This is a genomic window from Xanthomonas sp. F1 (assembly GCF_014199855.1).
Window position 1 is genome coordinate 980,132 of sequence record NZ_JACHOK010000001.1, and the last position, 19,971, is coordinate 1,000,102.

Genomic DNA, 19,971 nt, shown 5'->3' on the forward strand with positions numbered 1-19,971 from the left:
GATGCTCAGGTTTCTGGCGCGTTCGTCACTATTGCGGGGAACCTCGCGGAAGGCAAGAGCGGAAACGGCGCACACGATCGGCCGGAAACGAGAAGGCACCAGAATGCGCTTCGATTGGCACAACGGCCCGATCACCCGCGCAACGCCGGTGGACGACAGCTATCGCACTACGCAGGCCGTGCGCCGCTTCCTCGCTGGCGCATGCGTGGCCAACGTCAGGTTCGATCGTGTCTTCATGGCGTGGATCAAGGACGGCGCGCCCAAGAACATGGGCGAGGTCGCCGACGAATGGCTGCGCCGGCGGCAAACAGGATCGGAACCGACTCGATAAGTCTGCATGCAACTGCATGCTGCATACGTTCGATGAAAACCAGAGACGGCCCACGGCAACATGCATCAGCGGCTGAGAAACCTACGTTCGGCGACGCCGCTAACGGCGCCGATGATGGCGACCGATACGAGCGTGCAAGCGATCGAGCCGGTCAGGGAAACTCGCCCGACCAGCCGATGTCACTGCCCCGCATCGGCAACGCGGCATGCGCAGCGGCTGATTCCGCAAGGAATGTCGCTACGCATCCGGCTCAACGGCAGGCATTGCCTTCCAGCGTCATCTGCGCGGTGAACTGCGGCACCTGCGGGACCTTGCCGGCGGCCGCCTGCTGCTTGGCCTCTTCCAGATAGATCCGCGACTGGCCCTGGCCATCGCGCTCGGTGTTCAGCGCGACCGGCTTGCGCCACACCCGCACCACCGCCTGTTGCGACGGACAGGCGACGCTGGGCACGCGGATCAGGTCGTTGAACTTCCAGCCGGTAGCCTCGCTGGGCTTGGCCTGATCGAACTCGACCAGCTTGGCGCGCGGCTGGCAGGTCGGGCTGCTGCGCACCGCGGAGAAGCGGTAGGGCTGCGCCGCATCGCCGGTGTACTCGCCTTCGAAACGCACGCAGGCCTCGGGGATCTGGCGGATGGTATGCACCACGCCCACCGCCTGTGGCGCACTGGCCGGGCGCTGCAGTTCCGGCGTCGGGTCGGCGGCCGCGGCGGCCAGCGGCGCCAGCGCACACAGGCCGAGGGCAAGGAGCGAAGCGCGGAAGCGCAGCCGCGGGGAAATCGTCGAGTGCATCGGATGGCTCCTGGGAGGCGATGCGCCACGCTGCCACGCACAGACTGAACCGCACGCCAAAAGTGCGATGGCGTGCCGGTCGCTGGCGGCATCACGGCGCCAGGCGCATACTCGCCGCGTTCAGGCCAGTCGACATTGCGATACGCACCAGCGGCGCGCGTTGTGGCCGCGGAGTCGTTGCATGCTTCAGCTCCTCCGGTGTGATCCCAGGGTATGTCCAGCGCTTGGGCGCCATCCACATCCTTGGGAGGGGTCATGCTGGAACGATATGCAGTCACGGTGGCATTGGCGTGCGCGGCGCTGGCGGTGCTCTACGGCATCGTCTCCACGCGCTGGATCCTGGCGCAACCCGCCGGCAACGAACGCATGCGGCAGATCGCCGATGCGATCCAGGAAGGCGCCCGCGCCTACCTCAACCGCCAATACCTGACCATCGCCATCGCCGGCGTGGTGCTGCTGGTGCTGGTCGGGGTGTTCCTGAGCTGGTACACCGCCGGCGGCTTCGCGATCGGCGCGGTGCTGTCCGGGGTCGCCGGCTACATCGGCATGAACCTGTCGGTGCGCGCCAACGTACGCACCGCCGAGGCGGCGCGGCGCGGGCTGGCGCCGGCGATGGCAGTGGCGTTCCGCGGCGGCGCGATCACCGGCATGCTGGTGGTGGGACTGGGCCTGATCGGCGTGGCCGGCTACTACGGCCTGCTGCAGTGGCTGGGCCACAGCGTGGGCGACAGCCTGCATGCGCTGGTCGGCCTGGCCTTCGGCAGTTCGCTGATCTCGATCTTCGCGCGCCTGGGCGGCGGCATCTTCACCAAGGGTGCAGACGTCGGCGCAGACCTGGTCGGCAAGGTCGAGGCCGGCATTCCCGAGGACGACCCGCGCAACCCGGCGGTGATCGCCGACAACGTCGGCGACAACGTCGGCGACTGCGCCGGCATGGCCGCCGACCTGTTCGAGACCTACGCGGTCACGGTGATCGCGACGATGCTGCTGGGCGGGCTGATGGCCGCCGAGGCCGGACGCAACGCGGTGCTGTATCCGCTGGTGCTGGGCGGTGTGTCGATCGTCGCCTCGATCGTCGGCACCTTCTTCGTGCGCGTGCGCCCGGGTGGCTCGATCATGGGCGCGCTGTACAAGGGCGTGGTGGTCTCGGCGGTGCTGGCGGCGCTGGCGTTCTGGCCGGTGACCCAGCAACTGATGGGCGATACCGCCGCGGGCGCCGGCAAGCTCTACGGCTGCGCGCTGATCGGGCTAGCGTTGACCGGCCTGATCGTCTGGATCACCGAGTACTACACCGGTACCCAGTACAAGCCGGTGCAGCACGTGGCCGCGGCCAGCACCACCGGCCACGGCACCAACATCATCGCCGGCCTCGGCATCTCGATGAAGTCCACCGCGCTACCGGTGATCGCGGTGTGCGCGGCGATCTGGGGCGCGTTCGCGCTGTCGGGCCTGTACGGCATCGCCATCGCCGCCACCGCGATGCTGTCGATGGCCGGCATGATCGTGGCACTGGATGCCTACGGCCCGATCACCGACAACGCCGGCGGCATCGCCGAAATGGCGGAACTGCCGCCGGAGGTGCGCGCGGTCACCGACCCGCTGGACGCGGTCGGTAACACCACCAAGGCGGTGACCAAGGGCTATGCGATCGGCTCGGCGGCGCTGGCCGCGCTGGTGCTGTTCGCCGACTACACCCACAACCTGCGCGCCGCACACCCCACCGACACCTTCGCCTTCGACCTGTCCGACCACACGGTGATCATCGGCCTGCTGATCGGTGGCCTGATTCCCTACCTGTTCGGCGCGATGGCGATGGAGGCGGTGGGCCGCGCCGCCGGCGCGGTGGTGGAGGAAGTGCGGCGGCAGTTCCGCGAGATCCCCGGCATCATGCAGGGCACCGGCAAGCCGCAGTATGACCGCGCGGTGGACATGCTGACCCGCTCGGCGATCCGCGAAATGATCGTGCCCTCGCTGCTGCCGGTGGCGGTGCCGATCGTGGTCGGCCTGTTGCTGGGCCCGCGCGCGCTCGGCGGCCTGCTGATCGGCACCATCGTCACCGGCCTGTTCGTGGCCATCTCCATGACCACCGGCGGCGGCGCCTGGGACAACGCCAAGAAGTACATCGAGGACGGCCATTTCGGCGGCAAGGGCAGCGAGGCGCACAAGGCCGCGGTGACCGGCGATACCGTCGGCGACCCGTACAAGGACACCGCCGGCCCGGCGATCAACCCGCTGATCAAGATCATCAACATCGTGGCGTTGCTGCTGGTGCCGCTGCTGTAGCCACACGCGCAGCGGGCGTCGGCGACATGCTGGCGCCTGCTGCGCGTCCTCTGCCGCTACAGGCAGTCGATCAAGCCATCGTTGATGCTTTGCTCGCTGCGCGGCAGAGGCGCGAACAGCGGTCGCTCGCCCGACAGCGCCGCATACAGCGCGTGCAGCCGGGTCTGCGGCTGCAAGGGCGTGCGGCAGTGCCACAGCCGCGCGTCGACCACGACCCGGCCGGTGTCGGGGTCGACGCTGGCCTCGCTGGCGCCGAAGCTCCAGATGCACTCACCGATCACCCCGTCGCGCTGGCGCACCGAGCAGCGATAGCGCAGCGGCCGGTAGTCGCTGTAGTCGCCTTCGCAGAAGGTGTCGCCGCAGAGTTGGTCGAAGTCGTGCGCCAGCCGCCGCTCCAGGTCGGCAAACGCCTCCCAGCCCTCGCCCGCGGCGGGATAGTCCATCGCATCCACGTAGGCCGGTTGCGCCTGTTGCGCCTGCGCACCGCTGCAGGCCAGGACCAGCACCGCCAGCAACGGCAGCTTCGATCGCCGGATTCCGTTCATCGTCTTGCTCCTTGGGTGGGGACAGTGAGCACAGGATCGCCGCCGCCCGCGGCCGGCACCATCGGAATGCGCCCCATGCGGGCTGGTATGGAGTCCGAAACCGCTGTAGGAATCCCCCGAACCGCCGTGCGCTGCATTGCAACAGCCAACCGACTAGAATGCCTGCCTCTTTAGAAGCCACTCCACTGGAGCTAGCGCATGGGTCTGGAACTGGTCACCTCCGGCAAGAACCTGCCGGAAGAAATCAACGTCGTCATCGAAATCCCCAAGGATTCCGAGCCGGTCAAGTACGAAGTGGACAAGGCCAGCGGCGCCATCTTCGTCGACCGTATCCTCTCCACCCCGATGCGCTACCCGTGCAACTACGGCTACGTGCCCAACACCCTGTGCGGCGACGGCGACCCGGCCGACGTGCTGGTGGTGCTGCCGTTGCCGCTGGTGCCCGGCTGCGTGGTGCGCTGCCGCCCGGTCGGCGTGCTGAAGATGAGCGACGAGGCAGGCAGCGACGAGAAGATCCTGGCGGTGCCGGTGGCCAAGGTGTTCGAAGGCTACGGCCACATCGAGGACATCGCCCAGGTATCTGGCCACTGGATGGAGCGCATCGGCCACTTCTTCGAGCACTACAAGGACCTGGAAAAGGGCAAGTGGGTCAAGCTCGACGGTTGGGGCAACGCCGAAGAGGCCAAGCGCATCCTGCGCGAGTCCGTGGCTCGCTTCGAAGCCGGCGCCTGAGCCGCACGGCCGTGGCGGGGCGCCTGCCCCGCCGCGGCTGATCCGTTTCACGTTTTGCCGTTGCCGGGACGCCGCGCTTCGGGGTTTGCGGTACATTGCGTCATGGCATCACCGAGCCCGGTCCGTCCGCGATCCGGCTCTTCTTGGGGGACAGTCTCTTGCGCATCCTGTTCGTCGGCGACGAAGCCAGCCTTCCGTCCGAAGTCACTGAATACATTCGCGATCTGGGCGACGACTGGCAGGTCCAGAGCGTCGCCGACGGCAATGCCGCGATCGCCGCGGCGGCCACGGTGCGGCTGGATGCGGTGATCGCCGCGCCGACGCTGCCGGACCTGACCACCGCCACCTTGCTCGGCCAGATCCGCACGCTGAGCCCGGAAACCATCCGCATCGCGCTGATCGAGGCCGAGCAGAGCAACCGTGCACCGCCGGCGCGGATCATCGGCGTGGCGCATCGGTTCCTGCCGCTGCCGCTGTCGCCGGAAATGCTGTTGGAGGCGGTGACCAGCCTGGAAGAACTGCAGGAACTGCTGGGCAACCCGCGCCTGCGCTCCAGCATCGGCCGCATCGAGAAGCTGCCCTCGCCGCCGCATCTGTACCTGAGCCTGATGCACGCGCTGGAGCAGGACGAAGGCAGCAACGCCGCCGACCTGGCCAAGCTGGTTTCGGCCGACCCGGCGATCGCGGCCAAGGTGCTGCAGCTGTGCAATTCGGCGTTCTTCTCCAACGGCCGCACCATTTCCGACCTGCGCACCGCCGTGACCCGCCTGGGCACCGCTACCCTGCGCGACCTGGTCCTGGCCAGCGAAGTGTTCTCGGTGCAGGCGCTGTCCAACGCCGAGCGCAACGCGCTGCAGCAGCGCTCGCTGCTGGCGTCCAAGCTGGCCGCGAAGATGCTGCCGGCCTCCAGCGTCGAGCTGGGGTCGACCGCGGCACTGCTGGCCGACATCGGCCTGCTGCTGCCGGGCGTGCGCGACGAGCGCGAGCCGCCCACCGATGCCGACGACACCCGGCCGGGTCACGCCGAGGCCGGTGCCTACCTGCTCGGCCTGTGGGGCCTGCCGATGCCGATCATCGAGGCGGTGGCCTTCCATCGCCAGCCGCAGCGCTCCAGCACCCGCAGCTTCTGGGTCACCGGCGCGGTGCACGTGGCGATGGCCCTGGCCAGCGGCTCGGAGGTCGACGAGGAGTATCTCTCCAAGACCGGCATGCTCGGCAAACTGCCGACCTGGCGCGAGCACGCCGAAAACCTGATGGGGCTGACGTCGGCGTAAGTCCATCGTGGCGCGCACGGCCTGCTGCCGTGCGCGATGAATGGTGCTTGCACTTCGCCGACCTTCTCGCTGCCGTTAGCCAATGTCTTCGGCGCATCTCGCGCCGGCATCGTGGCTCGCCCATCGCCCAATCCACACGACGGTCCGCCGCGCGCCCTTGCAGCGGCGCGACGACTGTGCCATCCCGAGAGCCCCTCACCGGTGAGCGCGTAGCGGCAGCAACAGCAACGGCTTCAGGGCATTCGTAACTACGCGAAGCGCGCAGCGGTAGGAGCGGCAACTGCATTCGGTCGGCTGGTGTGCACAGCAAGTTCTCGGAGCGCCCCTAACGCCGCGACCGCAGGCGCTCGATGCCAAAACACTTGCGTCGCGTCGCCACCAGTTGCCGGGCCGCGGACGCGAAGATGCGCCGGCCATATCACGGCAACCGCCTATCCGCCGTCCGGCACGGCACGACACGTCACAAGCGCCGCGCAGACACAAAAAAAGACGGGCCTTGCGGCCCGTCTTCGTGTCACGCGAACAGCTCGATCAGAAGCGCTGGGTGTACTTCATGTACACGTAGCGACCGATGTCGAAGCCGCCGTAGTAGGCGAAGCTGCTGTCCGGGGCCGAGTACATCAGCGGACCGCGGTGGTCGAACACGTTGTTCGCACCGATGGCGATCGTCGCGTCCCACGGCGCCTTCCAGTTGACCTGCAGGTCGTGGAAGGTGTTGGAACCGGTGTGACGCAGCGGATCGGATTCGCCGTTGGCGAAGTGGTCCGGCGCATCGCAGTAGTCCGTGGCCAGCGAGATGCAGCTTTCCTTCATGCCGGAGTAGTAGCGCAGGGTGTAGTTCACACCGAAGTCGCCCATCGTCCAGTTCACGCCCAGGTTGGAGCGCACGCGGAAGATGCCCGGCTCGCCGACGCGACCGATCGTGATGTTGTCGCCCGCGGCGTTCTGGCCGGCTTCGTCGTACTTGCTGACGTAGCTGGTCTGCCAGTCGATCATGATCTTGCCGAACGCCATTTCCGGCAGACGGTAGCGGATGCCCAGATCGTAGCCTTCGGTCTCCATCTGGCCGAGGTTGGCCACGCCGTAGGTCATCGCCGAGATGTGGCCGTCGGCGGCGCGGGTCACGCCGGCGCAGCGCTCGGCATTGCCCAGCACGTAGCAGTCGCGCAGGATGCGGTCCACGCTATCGGCGATGATCATGTCCTTGATCTCGTAGCGGTACCAATCCAGCGAGATGTCCAGGCCCTGCACCCAGCGCGGGCTCCACACCAGACCGGCGGTCTTGCTGGTGGAGGTCTCCGGACGCAGGTTCGGGTTGGAGCCGCTGATGAACTCGTCCGGGGTCTGGCACGGATAGGTGGTGCACGGCACGTAGCCCTGGCCCAGCTGGGTGTAGCCGACCGGCACGCCGGCCGCGGTGCACGCCGCATTGCCGTTGACGCTGTTCGGGGCGCCCACGCCGCACGGATCGACGTACGACTCGAAGCTGCTGCTCAGGCCGCCGTACAGGTCGCTGATCGTCGGGGCGCGGAAGCCCTCGGCGTAGGTGCCGCGGACCAGCAGTTCGTCGATCGGCTTCCAGGTGAAACCGAACTTGGAGTTCACCGTGTCGCCGAAGTTGCTGTAGTCCGAATAGCGGCTGGCCAGGTTCAGGGTCAGCTGCTTGGCGAACGCCATGTCGGCCAGGATCGGCACGTTCAACTCGAGGTAGAACTCGTCCAGATCGTAGTTGCCGGCGGTGGTCTTGGCGCCCAGGCCGGTGCTCTCACCCGACTGCGCGAAGGCGTCCGGCGAGAAGCGGCCTTCTTCCTTGCGGTGCTCGTAGCCGACCGCGATGCCGAGGTCGCCCGCCGGCAGCGTCGCCAGCGTGCCGCTCAGGTTGGCGGTGTAGCTGGTGGTCTTGGTCAGGCCCGTGTCGGTGAAGTACGGGAACAGGAAGGCCTGGGTTTCCGGGTCGGCCAGCGAGCCCGGGCCGGCCACGCCGAACGGCAGCAGCGGGTTCCACGGACGGCAGGCGCTCAGCGACACCGGCGCGGCGGCGGTGCCGCACTGGGCGACGCCGCTGGCGTTGATGAAGGACGAACCCAGCGCCTGGCGCGCCGCGATCAGGCTCATGTCGCCGTGACCGGTCTTGGTGCTCTCGTTGCGGTTCCACAGCGCACCGACGTCCCAGTCCCAGGTCTTGTCGGCGAACTCGAAGGAGCCGCTGATGGTCGGCGCGAAGCGCGTGGTCTTCAGCTTGCTTTCGGTGGTGCGCGGCACTTCCCACAGGCGGCGGCGGAAGTCGATGTCCTGGCCGATCGGGTTGAACGCGCTGTCGCCGGCCAGCGGGGTGCCGAACGCGGCGGACTGGTACGGATAACCGGCGATCTGCTGATCGGTGGTGCGCTCGTTGTAGAGCATGTCGGCATTGAAGACGATCGAGTCGGTCAGGTCGTAGTTCGCGTTGGCGAACACCGACTTACGCTCGATGCCGGTCTGCACCATCATCTGCTGGTTGGAGTTGGCGCGCTCGGCCGCCGTCAGCGGGTGGTAGTCGGCCGGGTTGTTCGGGTTGCCGCCCTGGTTCAGGGTCTGCCACACCGCCACGTCCGGATCCGAGCAGTCCACGGTCAGCGGGTTGCACCAGCTGCCGTTCTGGCTGATCGGGCTCCAGCTGCCCGGGGTGGAGTTCGGGCCACGGCTGCCGTCGCGGCTGAACCAACGGTTCTTGGCGAACACCGGATCCTGCTTGGAGTACTCGGCGGTCAGCGCCACGCCACCGCGCTCGCCCTGGGTGCCGATGGTGAAGGAGTACTGCGAGGTCTTGCCGTCGCCTTCGCCGAACTGGCCGAACTCGGCCGAGACCTCGGCGCCGTCGAAGCGCTTGCGGGTGATGATGTTGACCACGCCGGCGATGGCGTCGGAGCCGTAGATCGACGAGGCGCCGTCCTTCAGCACTTCGATGCGCTCGATCGCCGCCATCGGGACCTGGCTCAGGTCCTGCAGACCCGAGGTCGTCGCGCCCAGGCGCTTGCCGTTCAGCAGCACCAGGGTGCGCTCGGCGCCGAGGTTGCGCAGGTCGACGTAGTAGCCGCCGACGTTTTCGCCGGAGGCAAGCGCATCGGCGCGCGAAATGGCCGGGGAGCCGGCCGAGGTCAGGTTCTGCAGCACGTCGGCGACCGAGGTGTAGCCCTGGCGCTCCAGCGCCTGGCGGTCCAGGGTCAGGATCGGCTGCTGGGTTTCGACGTCGGCGCTGCGGATGCGCGAACCGGTGATCTCGATCCGGTCCAGCGTGGTGGTGGACGAGGCGGCGGCTTCTTGCGCGCCGGCAATCGCCGGCGTCAACGCGATCGCGATGCTGGCGGGCAGCAAGCCCAGCCGCACTGCGGGAGTGCGAAGGTTCATCAATCTCTCCAGGGTAACGTTAGGGGCGTGTTAAGACGCCCTCGGCACGTTACGTTCCGGTGAGCGCGGCTGCTTTGCCGCTGTCGCCTGCAGACTTTGCCGATTCTGGCGGCACGGTACCGCCATGCCGATATTGCGAGGCGGAGACACCGAAGCGCGCACGAAACGCCCGCGCGAAGCTGCAGCAGTTGTCGAATCCGCTGGCGGCGGCCACCTCGCCGATCATCATCGTGGTCTCGCGCAGCAGGTCCGCTGCGCGTTCCAGGCGCAGGCGCGCCGACAGCGCCTGCGGACTTTCCTCGTACAGGCTCTGGAACGTCTTGGACAGATACCAACCGGAGAAGTTGGTCAGTTCGGCCAGTTCGCTGATCCGCACCACGCGGTCGCGGTGGCCGTCCAGGTACAGCCGCGCGCGCTGCATGCGTCCGAACACCTGGCGCTTGCGCATCCGCGAGCGCCCGGGACAGCGCTGCACGCGGCGCGACAACTCGCCTTGCATGGAGGCCAGATGCAGCAGGACCGGCCGCATCGCCAACGCATCGCCGGGCCGCGCCGCCGCCTGCCGCCACAGGCGCAGGGCGGTCCGCGTCTCGCGCAACGACAGTTCGCCGCGCCCCGCATACAAGGTTTCGTCGGCCATCCGCCCCAAGGCCTTCAGCGCCTCGCCGTCCAGGCTCAGGCCGATGCACAGGCCATCGCGGTCGGTCTGCAGCAGCGGCCGCGAATCGCGTTCGAAGGCCAGCCACTGGCCGCGGCGCAGGGCGAAGCGTCCCTCCTTGGCTTCGATCCAGGCACTGCCGCGCAACTGCAGCCAGACCGTGAAGGCGTTCGCCGACGCCTGCACACTGGCCAGGCGTGCCGCGCCCAGACAGGCGGGACCCGCCGGCGCGTCGTCCGCGTCCAGCACCAGTTGTTGTCCATGATCGACCAGGAAAGATTGCCGCATCCGAGCACCTGCTTGACGTAAACCGGTGCGCAGTCTTTGCCGAATGTGGCGACAGGTCAGGAAGACTTGGCGATATTTGTCCGAATTCGCCACGATGCCATTACGAACAACTTACGAAGCCTAATTCTCCTTTCTGAACAACCAGTTGTGCGAGATCGTGGAGAACCACTCGGGCTGATCGTGGATGCGGATGAAGCCGATCTCGCTGCCGTCCTCGACCGCCAGGGCGACATAGGCGTCGCCGCTGCGCAGGTCGATGCTGAAGCCGTTGACCGCGCTGAAGTGATCGCGGTCCAGGCACACGCTGGCGTCGAGGCCACCGCCGATCCGTGCCATCCGGCTGGCGCATTCGCCAGTCTGGAACAGGTAATGCACCGCGCCATCGGGGCCGAGCGCCCAGCTGCGGTAGCGCCACAACGACGGCAGGCTGTCATCCACGGCACGCACGCTGGCCAGGTCCAGGCTGGCATCGGCGCGCCATAGGCCACTTCTCGCGAGCCGGGTGAACAGGATCTGCCCACTGGCCGGATCGGTGCGGACCTGGGACACGTCCGGCAAGGTCGCCAAGGGCCGCCAGGGCACCGCGCGCCGGTCGTACAACTGCAGGCGGGTACGCCCGTTCTCGCCCAGCAGCACCAGCAACTGACCGGGATCGGCGGTGTACGACGCCTGCAGCGGTTCGCCGGCCGGCACCGGCAAGGCCGTCACGCTGCCCGACTGCGGCCGCACTTCGTAGATCGCCGATCGCCCCTGCGCGTCGCGCCCACTGACCAACAAGGCCTGGCTGTCGGCCGACCACGACAGCGGCTGCCGGGTCTCCGGCCGCACGCCCTCGATCAGCCGCAACGACGTCGGCTGGCTCACATCGCCCCACCACAGTGCATAGCTGCCGTCGCGATCGGAGGTGAAGGCGAGTTGGCGCCCGTCGGGCGCGATGCTCGGCTGGCCGTCGCGGCCGGTGGACGCGAACAGCCGCTGGCGCTCGCGGCGCACATCCGCCGCGCCGGCCGGGATGCGGTACACGGCGAACTGCGGGCGCCGGTGCACGAACGCCAGGCTGCCGCCGTCGCGGGCCAGGCGTGGCGCCTGCGCGTCGCTCAGGCCCAGGTCGCGCAAGCGCCGGGTCTGGGTGTCCAGACGATACAGCCGGGTCTCGCCATCGACCCGGCGCCCGAACACGATGCCGCGCCCGTCGCGCGCCCAGTCCCAGCCGCGGATCTCGGCGAACTCATGGGTCAGCGGCTCGGCGGTGCCGCCTGCGGCCGGCATCCGCCACAGCCCGCCCATCTGCGGATTGCGCACGAAGGCGATCCACTTGCCGTCCGGCGAGTAGCGCGGCGCGTAGTCGAAATCGCCGGCAGCGACCGGATAGTCCAACGCCCTCCAGCGCCCGCTGCCCAGATCCAGCACGCGGATGCCGCGTGCTGCCGGCCGCCCATTCATGCTGCCGAATACCAGGCCATGGCCGTCCGGCGTCCAGTCGAAGCTCAGCAATTCGCTGTCGTCGCAGCGCGCGACCTCCTGCGCGGGCGCGTGCCCGTCGGCCTGCACCAGCATGACCCGGCACTGCCGATCGGCACCCAGCCGGGCGAAGGCGATGCGGGTACCGTCGGGCGACCAGGCCGGCAGGCGGTCGGACTCGCCGCGGGCCGGGACGCCCAGCGAACGCGGGGGCGTGCTGCCGGCGGCGCCGCTGGTCGGCTGCACCAGCAACTGCGTGCCGTCACTGCCGGTGGTACGTGCGGCATAGGCCACCTGCGCGCCGTCCGGCGACAGCGCCGGCTCCAGTTTGAACCCGGACAGCGCGGTGATCAGCCGATAGGGGCGTTTCGGGCTGCCCAGCACACGCTCCTGCTCGGCGCTGTCGGCGGACGTCGCCGGATCGCGCGCGAACCACCACCAGAAAGCCAGCGCCAGCACCAGCATCGCGGCCGCACCGGCGGCGGCGGCCAGCCACGAGGGCGGACGCCGCCGCGCGGCAGGGGCGACGGCCGGGGCAACGGTGACGAGCGTTTCCGCTGCGGCGTCCGTCGTCACGAGCGAGGCCGAGGTCGTGCCTGCCTCGGCCTCGCCATCGGGCAAGGCCTGCACCGGCGCCACCAGGCGGTAGCCGGTCTTGGCCAGGGTTTCGATATATACCGGCGCCTCGCCACGCACGCCGGCCGCGAAGGCCTTGCGCAACTGGGTGATGGCCTGGGTCACCACGTCGTTGGTCGGCTGCGTGTCCGGCCAGACCTGCGCCAGCAATGCCTCGCGTTCCACCACCTGTCCCGGTTGCGCCAGCAACACGCGCAGCACGCCCATCGCCTTGGGCGTGAGCCGTTGCGGCCGGCGCGCGCGCGGCGCGTGCACTTCCCGCAAGGACAGCAGCACCAGGCAATCGCCGACCTGCATCCGGTGCGGAAGCGTCGGTGTGGCGGACGATGGAGAAGACATGTAGGACAACGAAGAAAATGCCGTGACGAAAGTGTCGCAAATGCGGCGACGACGCAGCCGCGTGTGGCTCTGCAGCGAGGGCCAACGAGCAAACTCGGCAAAACGAGGCAGCGGATGCCGCCAAGCGCGACATGTCACCGGATTCTACTCTAGTCATCGCCGCCGCCAACCGCGACGACGCATTCAGGCTCTCTCTCCGCCGACGAAATTCACATAATCGCTCCATGACTGCGCGCCTTCTGGCGCGCTTTTTTTACATCCCGTTCAGCGCTGCATATTTCGTGTGACGCTCAATCCAATCAGGCGCGAGACCACCAGCGCGATATACATCACGCCGGCGAACTGTTCGATCATCACCAGCGCCCGCGCGAACGGCTGCACCGGCACCACGTCGCTCAAGCCCACGCCCGAGAGCACGCTGAAGCTCAGATACAGCAATTCCATCCAGGTCCGCGGCGAGGCCGCATCCAGCGCCGCAGTGAAGCTGCCCGGCAACCATTGCTGGCACGCCGCGAAGACGAACGCAAAGGCCCACGCCAGCAGCGTGAAGGTGGCGCCGGCGGCATAGAGTTCGTCGCGGGTGACCACGTGGTCCTGCAGCATGTAGGCGATCAGGCTGCCGGCGGTATAGAAGTACAACAGGCTTTCCAATAGCTGCGCCCAGGCGGTCATCGCCGGATTGCCGAGCAGGGCCGCGGCGATCGACAACGCCACCGACGGCAATGCCAGGCAACAGGCGATCCACAGCGCCGCGGGTCCGCGATTGACCACCCAAAGCGCCAGCGCCAGCACCACGATGCCGAATGCACCGAACAGCGCGCGACCGGCGGCGGTGTCCTCCATCCATGGATACAGCAGCACGCCCAGCAGTTGCACAGCGAGCAACAGCGCGGACGGATGGCGACGCAGCGCGAACGCATAGCGCAGCATGAGACATTCCCTGTGGCGACCAGCGCGCATCATAGACGCGAGTGCGGCTTGCCTCCGTCGTGATGACGTCGGACGCAAGCCGCACCTGTCGTGCGTGTGCGTGTGCGACAGGTGCGGCATCCCCAGGCGCGCGGCGACTTCCACTTCGCAGCGGCGGTGGCCGCCCTGCGGCGCCGTCCAGCGTCCACTCACTCGGGGCGATACACCTGCGCGCCGGCTGCCAGGAACTGCGCCGACTTCTCCGCCATGCCGGCCTGCAGCGCCGCTTCCGCATCGACCCCGTGCTCGGCCGCGTAGTCGCGCACGTCCTGGGTGATCTTCATCGAACAGAAATGCGGTCCGCACATGGAACAGAAGTGCGCCAGCTTGTGCGCATCCTTGGGCAGGGTCTCGTCGTGGAACTCGCGCGCCTTCTCCGGATCCAGGCCGAGATGGAACTGGTCGTCCCAGCGAAACTCGAAGCGCGCCTTGGACAAGGCGTTGTCGCGCACCTGTGCGCCGGGGTGGCCCTTGGCCAAGTCTGCGGCATGCGCGGCGATCTTGTAGGCCATGATGCCGTCGCGCACATCGGCGCGGTTGGGCAGGCCCAGATGCTCCTTCGGCGTGACGTAGCACAGCATCGCGGTGCCGAACCAGCCGATCATCGCCGCGCCGATCGCCGAGGTGATGTGGTCGTAGCCCGGGGCGATGTCGGTGGTCAGCGGCCCCAGCGTGTAGAACGGCGCCTCGCCGCACTCCCGCAGTTGCTTGTCCATGTTCTCCTTGATCAGTTGCATCGGCACGTGGCCGGGGCCTTCGATCATGGTCTGCACGTCGTGATTCCAGGCGATCCTGGTCAACTCGCCCAGCGTCTCCAGTTCGCCGAACTGGGCGGCGTCGTTGGCGTCGGCGATGCAGCCCGGGCGCAGGCCGTCGCCCAGCGAGAAGGCCACATCGTAGGCCTTCATGATCTCGCAGATCTCTTCGAAGTGGGTGTAGAGGAAGTTCTCGCGATGATGCGCCAGGCACCACTTGGCCAGGATCGAGCCGCCGCGCGAGACGATGCCGGTGACGCGCTTGGCGGTCAGCGGCACGTAGCGCAGCAGCACCCCGGCGTGGATGGTGAAGTAGTCCACGCCCTGTTCGGCCTGCTCGATCAGGGTGTCGCGGAAGATCTCCCAGGTCAGTTCCTCGGCTCGGCCATCCACTTTTTCCAGCGCCTGGTAGATCGGCACGGTGCCGATCGGCACCGGCGAGTTGCGCACGATCCATTCGCGGGTCTCGTGGATGTGCTTGCCGGTGGACAGGTCCATCACCGTGTCCCCGCCCCAGCGGATCGCCCACACCAGCTTCTCCACTTCCTCGGCGATGCCGGAACTGACCGCACTGTTGCCGATGTTGGCGTTGATCTTGGTCAGGAAGTTGCGGCCGATGATCATCGGCTCGCTTTCCGGATGGTTGATGTTGCACGGTAGGATCGCGCGGCCACGGGCGATCTCGGCGCGCACGAACTCGGGCGTGATCTGCTGCGGGATCGCGGCGCCGAACGCCTCGCCGGGATGCTGCGTGCGCAGTTGCGCATCGTGCAGTTCATGCAGGCGCTGGTTCTCGCGGATCGCCACGAACTCCATCTCGGGTGTGACGATGCCGCGCCGTGCGTAGTGCATCTGGGTGACGTTGGCGCCATCGCGGGCGCGCCGCGGCAGGCGCCGTGCCGGGAAGCGCACCGCCTGCAGGCGCGCATCGTCCTCGCGCGCGCGGCCGAACTGCGAACTGAGCCCAGCCAGCGTCACGCTGTCGCCGCGCTCGGCGATCCAGGCGGCGCGTAGCGGCGCCAGGCCGGCGCCGAGATCGATCCGCGCCTGCGGGTCGGTGTACGGCCCGGACGTGTCGTAGACGGTGATGGGGGCGTTCGCCTCGCCGCCGAACACGGTGGGCGTGCGGGTCAGCGCGATCTCGCGCATCGGCACCTGCAGGTCGGCGCGGGAGCCCGGCACGAAGATCTTGCGCGAGCCGGGGATCGGGCGGGTCACCGCCGCGGACAAGGTATCGGTCTGCTGCTGCAGCGGATTGGGTACGGCGTTCATCGGCGTTCGTCCTGGTTCAAGTGACCCGCGGGGGACGCGGGACGGGTGCGAGCGGACTCGCATCTCGGACGAAGCGGCGGCGCGGGCCCGCCACGGACGCACACGCGCCCGCCGCGGACTTGCGAAGCTTCCCTACGCCGGTATCAACCGGATCAGGTTCGAAGGGACTGTCTCAACCGCGGCCTGCGCCGACGGTACCCCCGCTTCTGCGGCTATTAGACCCGTTTCCGCCACTGGCCGCCAACCGACGCGGCTGAACGCCGGCACAGCCACCATGCGGATGTGTCAGCACCGCCACACGCCGCGCCGCCGGCGACAAACCGCGGCCACGTGGCCGGCCTAGCCTGAACGCACAAGAATCAAGGCTCTCTCTCAACGCCGTCGGCCCTGCCGGCGGCATTTTTTTGCCCGCGCGCCAGGCTCGCTCACTCGAGCACGTAGGCCACGCGCAAGCCGCCCCAGTGGCGCCCGCGCACCTGCACCGGCACCGACAGGTCGAACAGGATCTGCCCGGTATCGCGCCGGTACACCTGCAGCAGGTACGGTTCGGTGTGGCGGCCAACGTTGCGGCCGACCCGGTCGCTGAAGATGCGCTTGGTGCGGTTGCCGACCAGATCGCGCGCACGGTCGCCACTGAGCGGCTGGCTGAAGCGCAGGTTGTGGGTCGGCACGTAGCCATCGACGTTCGCGCAGATCGCGAACACGATCCAAGGATGCGCGGCCAGCAGCGGCTCCTGCAGCGGCGGCAACAGTTCGTCGCACAGCGCATCGAAGGCGGTACGGTACTTGGGCGGGTCGATGCCCGGGATCGGGACGTACTCGGTGGCGAACAGCGCATCCTCGGCGATGCGCCCACGCGCCAGCGCTGCCTCGAACGCCAGGCCGATGCTGGTGGCGGCAGCCTGGGCCAGATCGCGTACCCGCGCATGCCGCGGCTGGTGCATCGGATCGGCGGGCAAGCGGAACAGGTTCACGCAGTCGTGCAGGGTGTCGCTACCAGCCGCCAGGTCGGCGCTGCGCTGTACCACGCTCGCGGCGTGCTCCAGGTTGCTGCGACTGAGTCCGACCACGTGCTCGACCGCACGATCGATGCCACCGATCTCCGCGCTCTGGGTGGCGATGCGGCCGGCCACCGCGTCCATCGCCGCGCTGGCGCGGCCGAGCAGTTCGCCGATGCCGCCCAATACCTGTTCGGTGCGCTGGGCGGAGGCCGCGCTCTCCTGCAGCGCGGTACCGGTCTCGCCGATGATGCCGCGCACGTCGCGCGCCGCGGTGGCGGCGCGTTCGGCCAGTTGTCGGATCTCGGTGGCGACCACCGCGAAGCCGCGTCCGGCGGGGCCGGCGTGCACCGCTTCGATACTGGCGTTGATCGAAAGGATATTGGTCTGGAACGCGACCGCATCGATCACCTCGATGACCTGGTTGGCGCGCGCCGAGCGTCGCGCCACCTCCTGCATCGCCTGACCCAGGGTGCGCGCCGCCTCCACGCCTTCGCGGGCGCTGGCGTCGGCACTGGCCGCCACCGCGATCACCGCGCGCAGGTCGCGGTCCATCTCGTGCAGGCCCTGCAGCAACTGCCGGGTGGTGGCGAGCACCGTCTGCAGCGCATCCAGCTGGGTCTGCGACTGCCGTGCCAGTTCGTCGTTCTCGGCCACCACGTGCGGCACGTCGGCGGCGATCTGCAGCGACAGCGCCACCGCCTGGCGGATCGCCTCGGCCAGGTTGCCGAATCCGGCGGACAGGCGCCGCCCCGGCATCGCCTCGGTCTCCTGCGCCGACAGCGGCGTCTGCAGCCCCAGGTCCAGATCGCAGCCGGTCAGCCGCTCGCCGACCCGCTCCAGCAGCGCCTGCGCCGCCGTGCCGTCCTGGATCCGTTGCGCCAGTGCCTGCAGCGCCGGACTGATGGCGCCCTGCGCCTGGCCGGCACTGAGTAGGGCGACATCGCGCAGCAGCGCGGCGGTTTCCGGATGCGGCAGCGACAGCAGCCAGCCCTGGCCGCCGCGATCGCGGTCGCGCTGGTAGCGCACGCGGCGTGTGGGGTCGGCACCCGGCGCCAGCCAGCTGCCTTCGGCGCCGACCAGGGCGGTCAGCGGCAGACCCCAGACTGCCTCGCTGGCGGCGCCGAGCAGCGCCTGCGGCGTCACCCCCAGCAGGTCCACGGCGGCGCGGTTGGCGGCACTGACGCGGCCGTCCGGTTCCAGCCGCAACAGGGCGATCGGGGCATCCGGCAAGCCGGCGGCGGGCACGGCATCGGCGTCCGGACTGCGTGAGAACAAGGCCATCGTCGTCTCCCTCGGTGCTGCGCCCATGGTATCGGCTCCCGCCTTGCGCTCGCCGTCACGGCCGCCGCAATCGGAATCACCATCATGCGCCGCGGCGTGCCCGGCAGACACGACCACGACGCCGCCATGACGCCATCTTCGCGAGGATCCGATCACGCAAGCCCCAGCCCGACGCGCGATCGGGTGCCGAACGCCAGGCGTGGCGCGAACCGGCGGCGCGCCGGCACTGCGGTCGGCCGCGACAGTCCACAGCAAACGCTTCGGCGTCGGCACCGACCTCCCTGCCCGCCTGCGCGACTGCCAGCGCGCGCTACCCGTTCCACGACCGGAGACGCTCCACATGGTGTTCCGCATTTCCATCGCCCTGGTGGCCCTGCTGGTCCTGATCGCCGGCATCGCGCCAAGGCCATTCAACACGGTGGTGCAGGCGGCGCTGGTGGAGGTCGTGCGCGGCGCCGGCTGGATGTACCTGTTGATCGTGTTCCTGACCTTGAGTTTCCTGATGTACCTGGCGTTCGGCCGCTTCGGCAACCTGCGCATCGGCGGCGAAGACGCCGAACCGGACTTCTCGCGCGGCAGCTGGCTGTCGATGCTGTTCGCCGCGGGCATGGGCATCGGCCTGGTGTTCTGGGGCGCGGCCGAACCGATCTCGCATTTCCTCGAGCCGCCAGAGGGCCTGGCGCCGCAGAGCATGGAGGCGGCGCGCGCGTCGATGCGCTATGCCTTCTTCCACTGGGGCCTGCATCCCTGGGCGATCTACGGGCTGATCGGCCTGGCGATGGCCTGGTTCCAGTACAACCGCAACGGCCGTGGCCTGGTCAGCGACATGCTGCAGCCGGTCATCGGCCGCCACCACCGTGGCTGGATCGGGCAGAGCGTGAACATCGCTGCCGTGGTCGCCACGGCGGTCGGCGTGGCGACCACGCTGGGCTTCGGCACCATCCAGATCGCCGCCGGCCTGCAACGCGTGTTCGGCATGCACGCCGGCCTCCCGGTGCAGATGGCGGTGATCGCGGTGGCCTTCGTGCTGTACATGGCCTCGACCAGCAGCGGCGTGGAGCGCGGCATCAAGTGGCTGTCCAACGTCAACCTGGTGCTGGCGGCGCTGCTGCTGGCCGCGGTGCTGGTGCTCGGCCCTACCGGCTTCATCTTTGACACCTTCACCACCACGCTGGGCGCCTACCTCAACCAGCTGGTGACGATGAGCCTGCGCATGTCGCCGTTCTCCGGCAGCCGCTGGGTGGCGGACTGGACCATCTTCTACTGGGCGTGGTGGATCGCCTGGGCGCCGTTCGTCGGCGCGTTCATCGCCCGCGTCTCGCGCGGCCGCAGCGTGCGCGAATTCGTCGTCGGCGTGGTATTGGCGCCGACCCTGCTGGGCTTCCTGTGGTTCTCGGTGTTCGGCGGCACCGCGCTGTGGTCGCAGTTGTTCGGTCACGTCGACATGCTGCAGGCGCTGCGCAACGGCTACGAGACGGTACTGTTCACGCTGTTCGACAGTCTGCCGGGGTCGCTGCTGCTGTCGAGCGCGGCACTGTTGCTGCTGATGATCTTCTTCGTCAGCTCCGCCGACTCGGCAGTGCTGGTGCTGGCCAGCATGTCCACCGACGAGGCCGGCGACCCGCCGCTGTCACGCAAGCTGGTGTGGGGCGTGGCGGTGGCGCTGATCGCCGCGGTGCTGTTGCTGGCCGGCGGCCTGGATGCGCTGCAGGGCATGATCACCATCGCCGCGCTGCCGTTCGCGCTGCTGATGGTGCTGGTGATCGTGTCGCTGTACCGCGTGCTCGATGCCGAGTCCAACCGCCAACGCCGCCAGGCGCAACGCGCCCGGCACATGGTCGAGGCCTGGATCGCGCGCGAGCAGGCCGCGCGCGACGCCACCGGCGATGAGGCGGCAAGCGCGCAGGAGCCGCGCTGATCGCAGGCGCCGCTCGCAGCCGGCCGCGGCATTGGGCCGCCTGCGCCGGCG

General features: G+C 68.7%; 13 protein-coding genes and 1 riboswitch. Of the genes, 5 read left to right on the forward strand and 8 right to left on the reverse strand.

The features are described from left to right. The first annotated feature begins 1 nt into the window (after position 1). Positions 2-331, forward strand: coding sequence for a DUF6434 domain-containing protein (locus GGR71_RS04050; RefSeq protein WP_237474458.1), 330 nt, complete (start codon positions 2-4; stop codon positions 329-331). 250 nt (positions 332-581) lie between these two features. On the opposite strand, the gene GGR71_RS04055 is transcribed toward GGR71_RS04050, so the two are convergent. Next, positions 582-1,121: a hypothetical protein gene (locus GGR71_RS04055; protein ID WP_160962131.1), complete on the reverse strand. Its 540-nt coding sequence runs from the start codon at positions 1,119-1,121 to the stop codon at positions 582-584. A gap of 255 nt (positions 1,122-1,376) precedes the next feature. Here GGR71_RS04055 and GGR71_RS04060 point away from each other — a divergent pair, with 255 nt between their 5' ends. Further along, on the forward strand, positions 1,377-3,404 hold the full coding sequence (locus tag GGR71_RS04060) for a sodium-translocating pyrophosphatase (protein ID WP_160962129.1): 2,028 nt from the start codon (positions 1,377-1,379) through the stop codon (positions 3,402-3,404). 56 nt (positions 3,405-3,460) lie between these two features. On the opposite strand, the gene GGR71_RS04065 is transcribed toward GGR71_RS04060, so the two are convergent. Next, positions 3,461-3,949 carry a hypothetical protein gene (locus GGR71_RS04065; RefSeq protein WP_160962127.1) on the reverse strand — a complete coding sequence of 163 codons (489 nt, stop codon included), beginning with the start codon at positions 3,947-3,949 and terminating at the stop codon, positions 3,461-3,463. 198 nt (positions 3,950-4,147) lie between these two features. Between GGR71_RS04065 and ppa the strand changes: the two genes are divergently transcribed. Together ppa and GGR71_RS04075 are read left to right on the forward strand one after the other, a co-directional pair. Next, a complete protein-coding gene (gene ppa / locus GGR71_RS04070; protein WP_160962125.1) occupies positions 4,148-4,681 on the forward strand; it encodes an inorganic diphosphatase in 534 nt (177 codons plus the stop codon). A gap of 158 nt (positions 4,682-4,839) precedes the next feature. Further along, a complete protein-coding gene (locus tag GGR71_RS04075) occupies positions 4,840-5,955 on the forward strand; it encodes an HDOD domain-containing protein (protein ID WP_048491792.1) in 1,116 nt (371 codons plus the stop codon). Between the two features lie 531 nt (positions 5,956-6,486). Here the strand turns inward: GGR71_RS04075 and GGR71_RS04080 are convergent. From GGR71_RS04080 to GGR71_RS04105, 6 genes are all read right to left on the reverse strand, one after another. Continuing rightward, positions 6,487-9,342 (reverse strand): TonB-dependent receptor, encoded by a 2,856-nt coding sequence (locus tag GGR71_RS04080; protein WP_160962121.1) that lies wholly within the window; start codon positions 9,340-9,342, stop codon positions 6,487-6,489. 49 nt (positions 9,343-9,391) lie between these two features. Then, entirely contained in the window at positions 9,392-10,288 is an 897-nt protein-coding gene (locus GGR71_RS04085; protein WP_160962119.1) for a helix-turn-helix transcriptional regulator, read from the reverse strand. A gap of 120 nt (positions 10,289-10,408) precedes the next feature. After that, complete coding sequence (locus tag GGR71_RS04090) at positions 10,409-12,724, reverse strand: winged helix-turn-helix domain-containing protein (protein ID WP_184451634.1); 2,316 nt, start codon at positions 12,722-12,724, stop codon at positions 10,409-10,411. Between the two features lie 264 nt (positions 12,725-12,988). Then, positions 12,989-13,654, reverse strand: a complete 666-nt coding sequence (locus tag GGR71_RS04095) for a two pore domain potassium channel family protein (RefSeq protein WP_160962115.1) — start codon at positions 13,652-13,654, stop codon at positions 12,989-12,991. Positions 13,655-13,842: 188 nt separating this feature from the next. Further along, positions 13,843-15,720, reverse strand: a complete 1,878-nt coding sequence (gene thiC / locus GGR71_RS04100) for a phosphomethylpyrimidine synthase ThiC (protein ID WP_160962113.1) — start codon at positions 15,718-15,720, stop codon at positions 13,843-13,845. Positions 15,721-15,831: 111 nt separating this feature from the next. Further along, positions 15,832-15,932, reverse strand: a riboswitch (TPP riboswitch). A gap of 213 nt (positions 15,933-16,145) precedes the next feature. After that, positions 16,146-18,002 (reverse strand): methyl-accepting chemotaxis protein, encoded by a 1,857-nt coding sequence (locus tag GGR71_RS04105; RefSeq protein ID WP_160962111.1) that lies wholly within the window; start codon positions 18,000-18,002, stop codon positions 16,146-16,148. Positions 18,003-18,342: 340 nt separating this feature from the next. Here GGR71_RS04105 and GGR71_RS04110 point away from each other — a divergent pair, with 340 nt between their 5' ends. Then, positions 18,343-19,920 (forward strand): BCCT family transporter, encoded by a 1,578-nt coding sequence (locus tag GGR71_RS04110; RefSeq protein WP_160962109.1) that lies wholly within the window; start codon positions 18,343-18,345, stop codon positions 19,918-19,920. Positions 19,921-19,971: the final 51 nt, after the last annotated feature.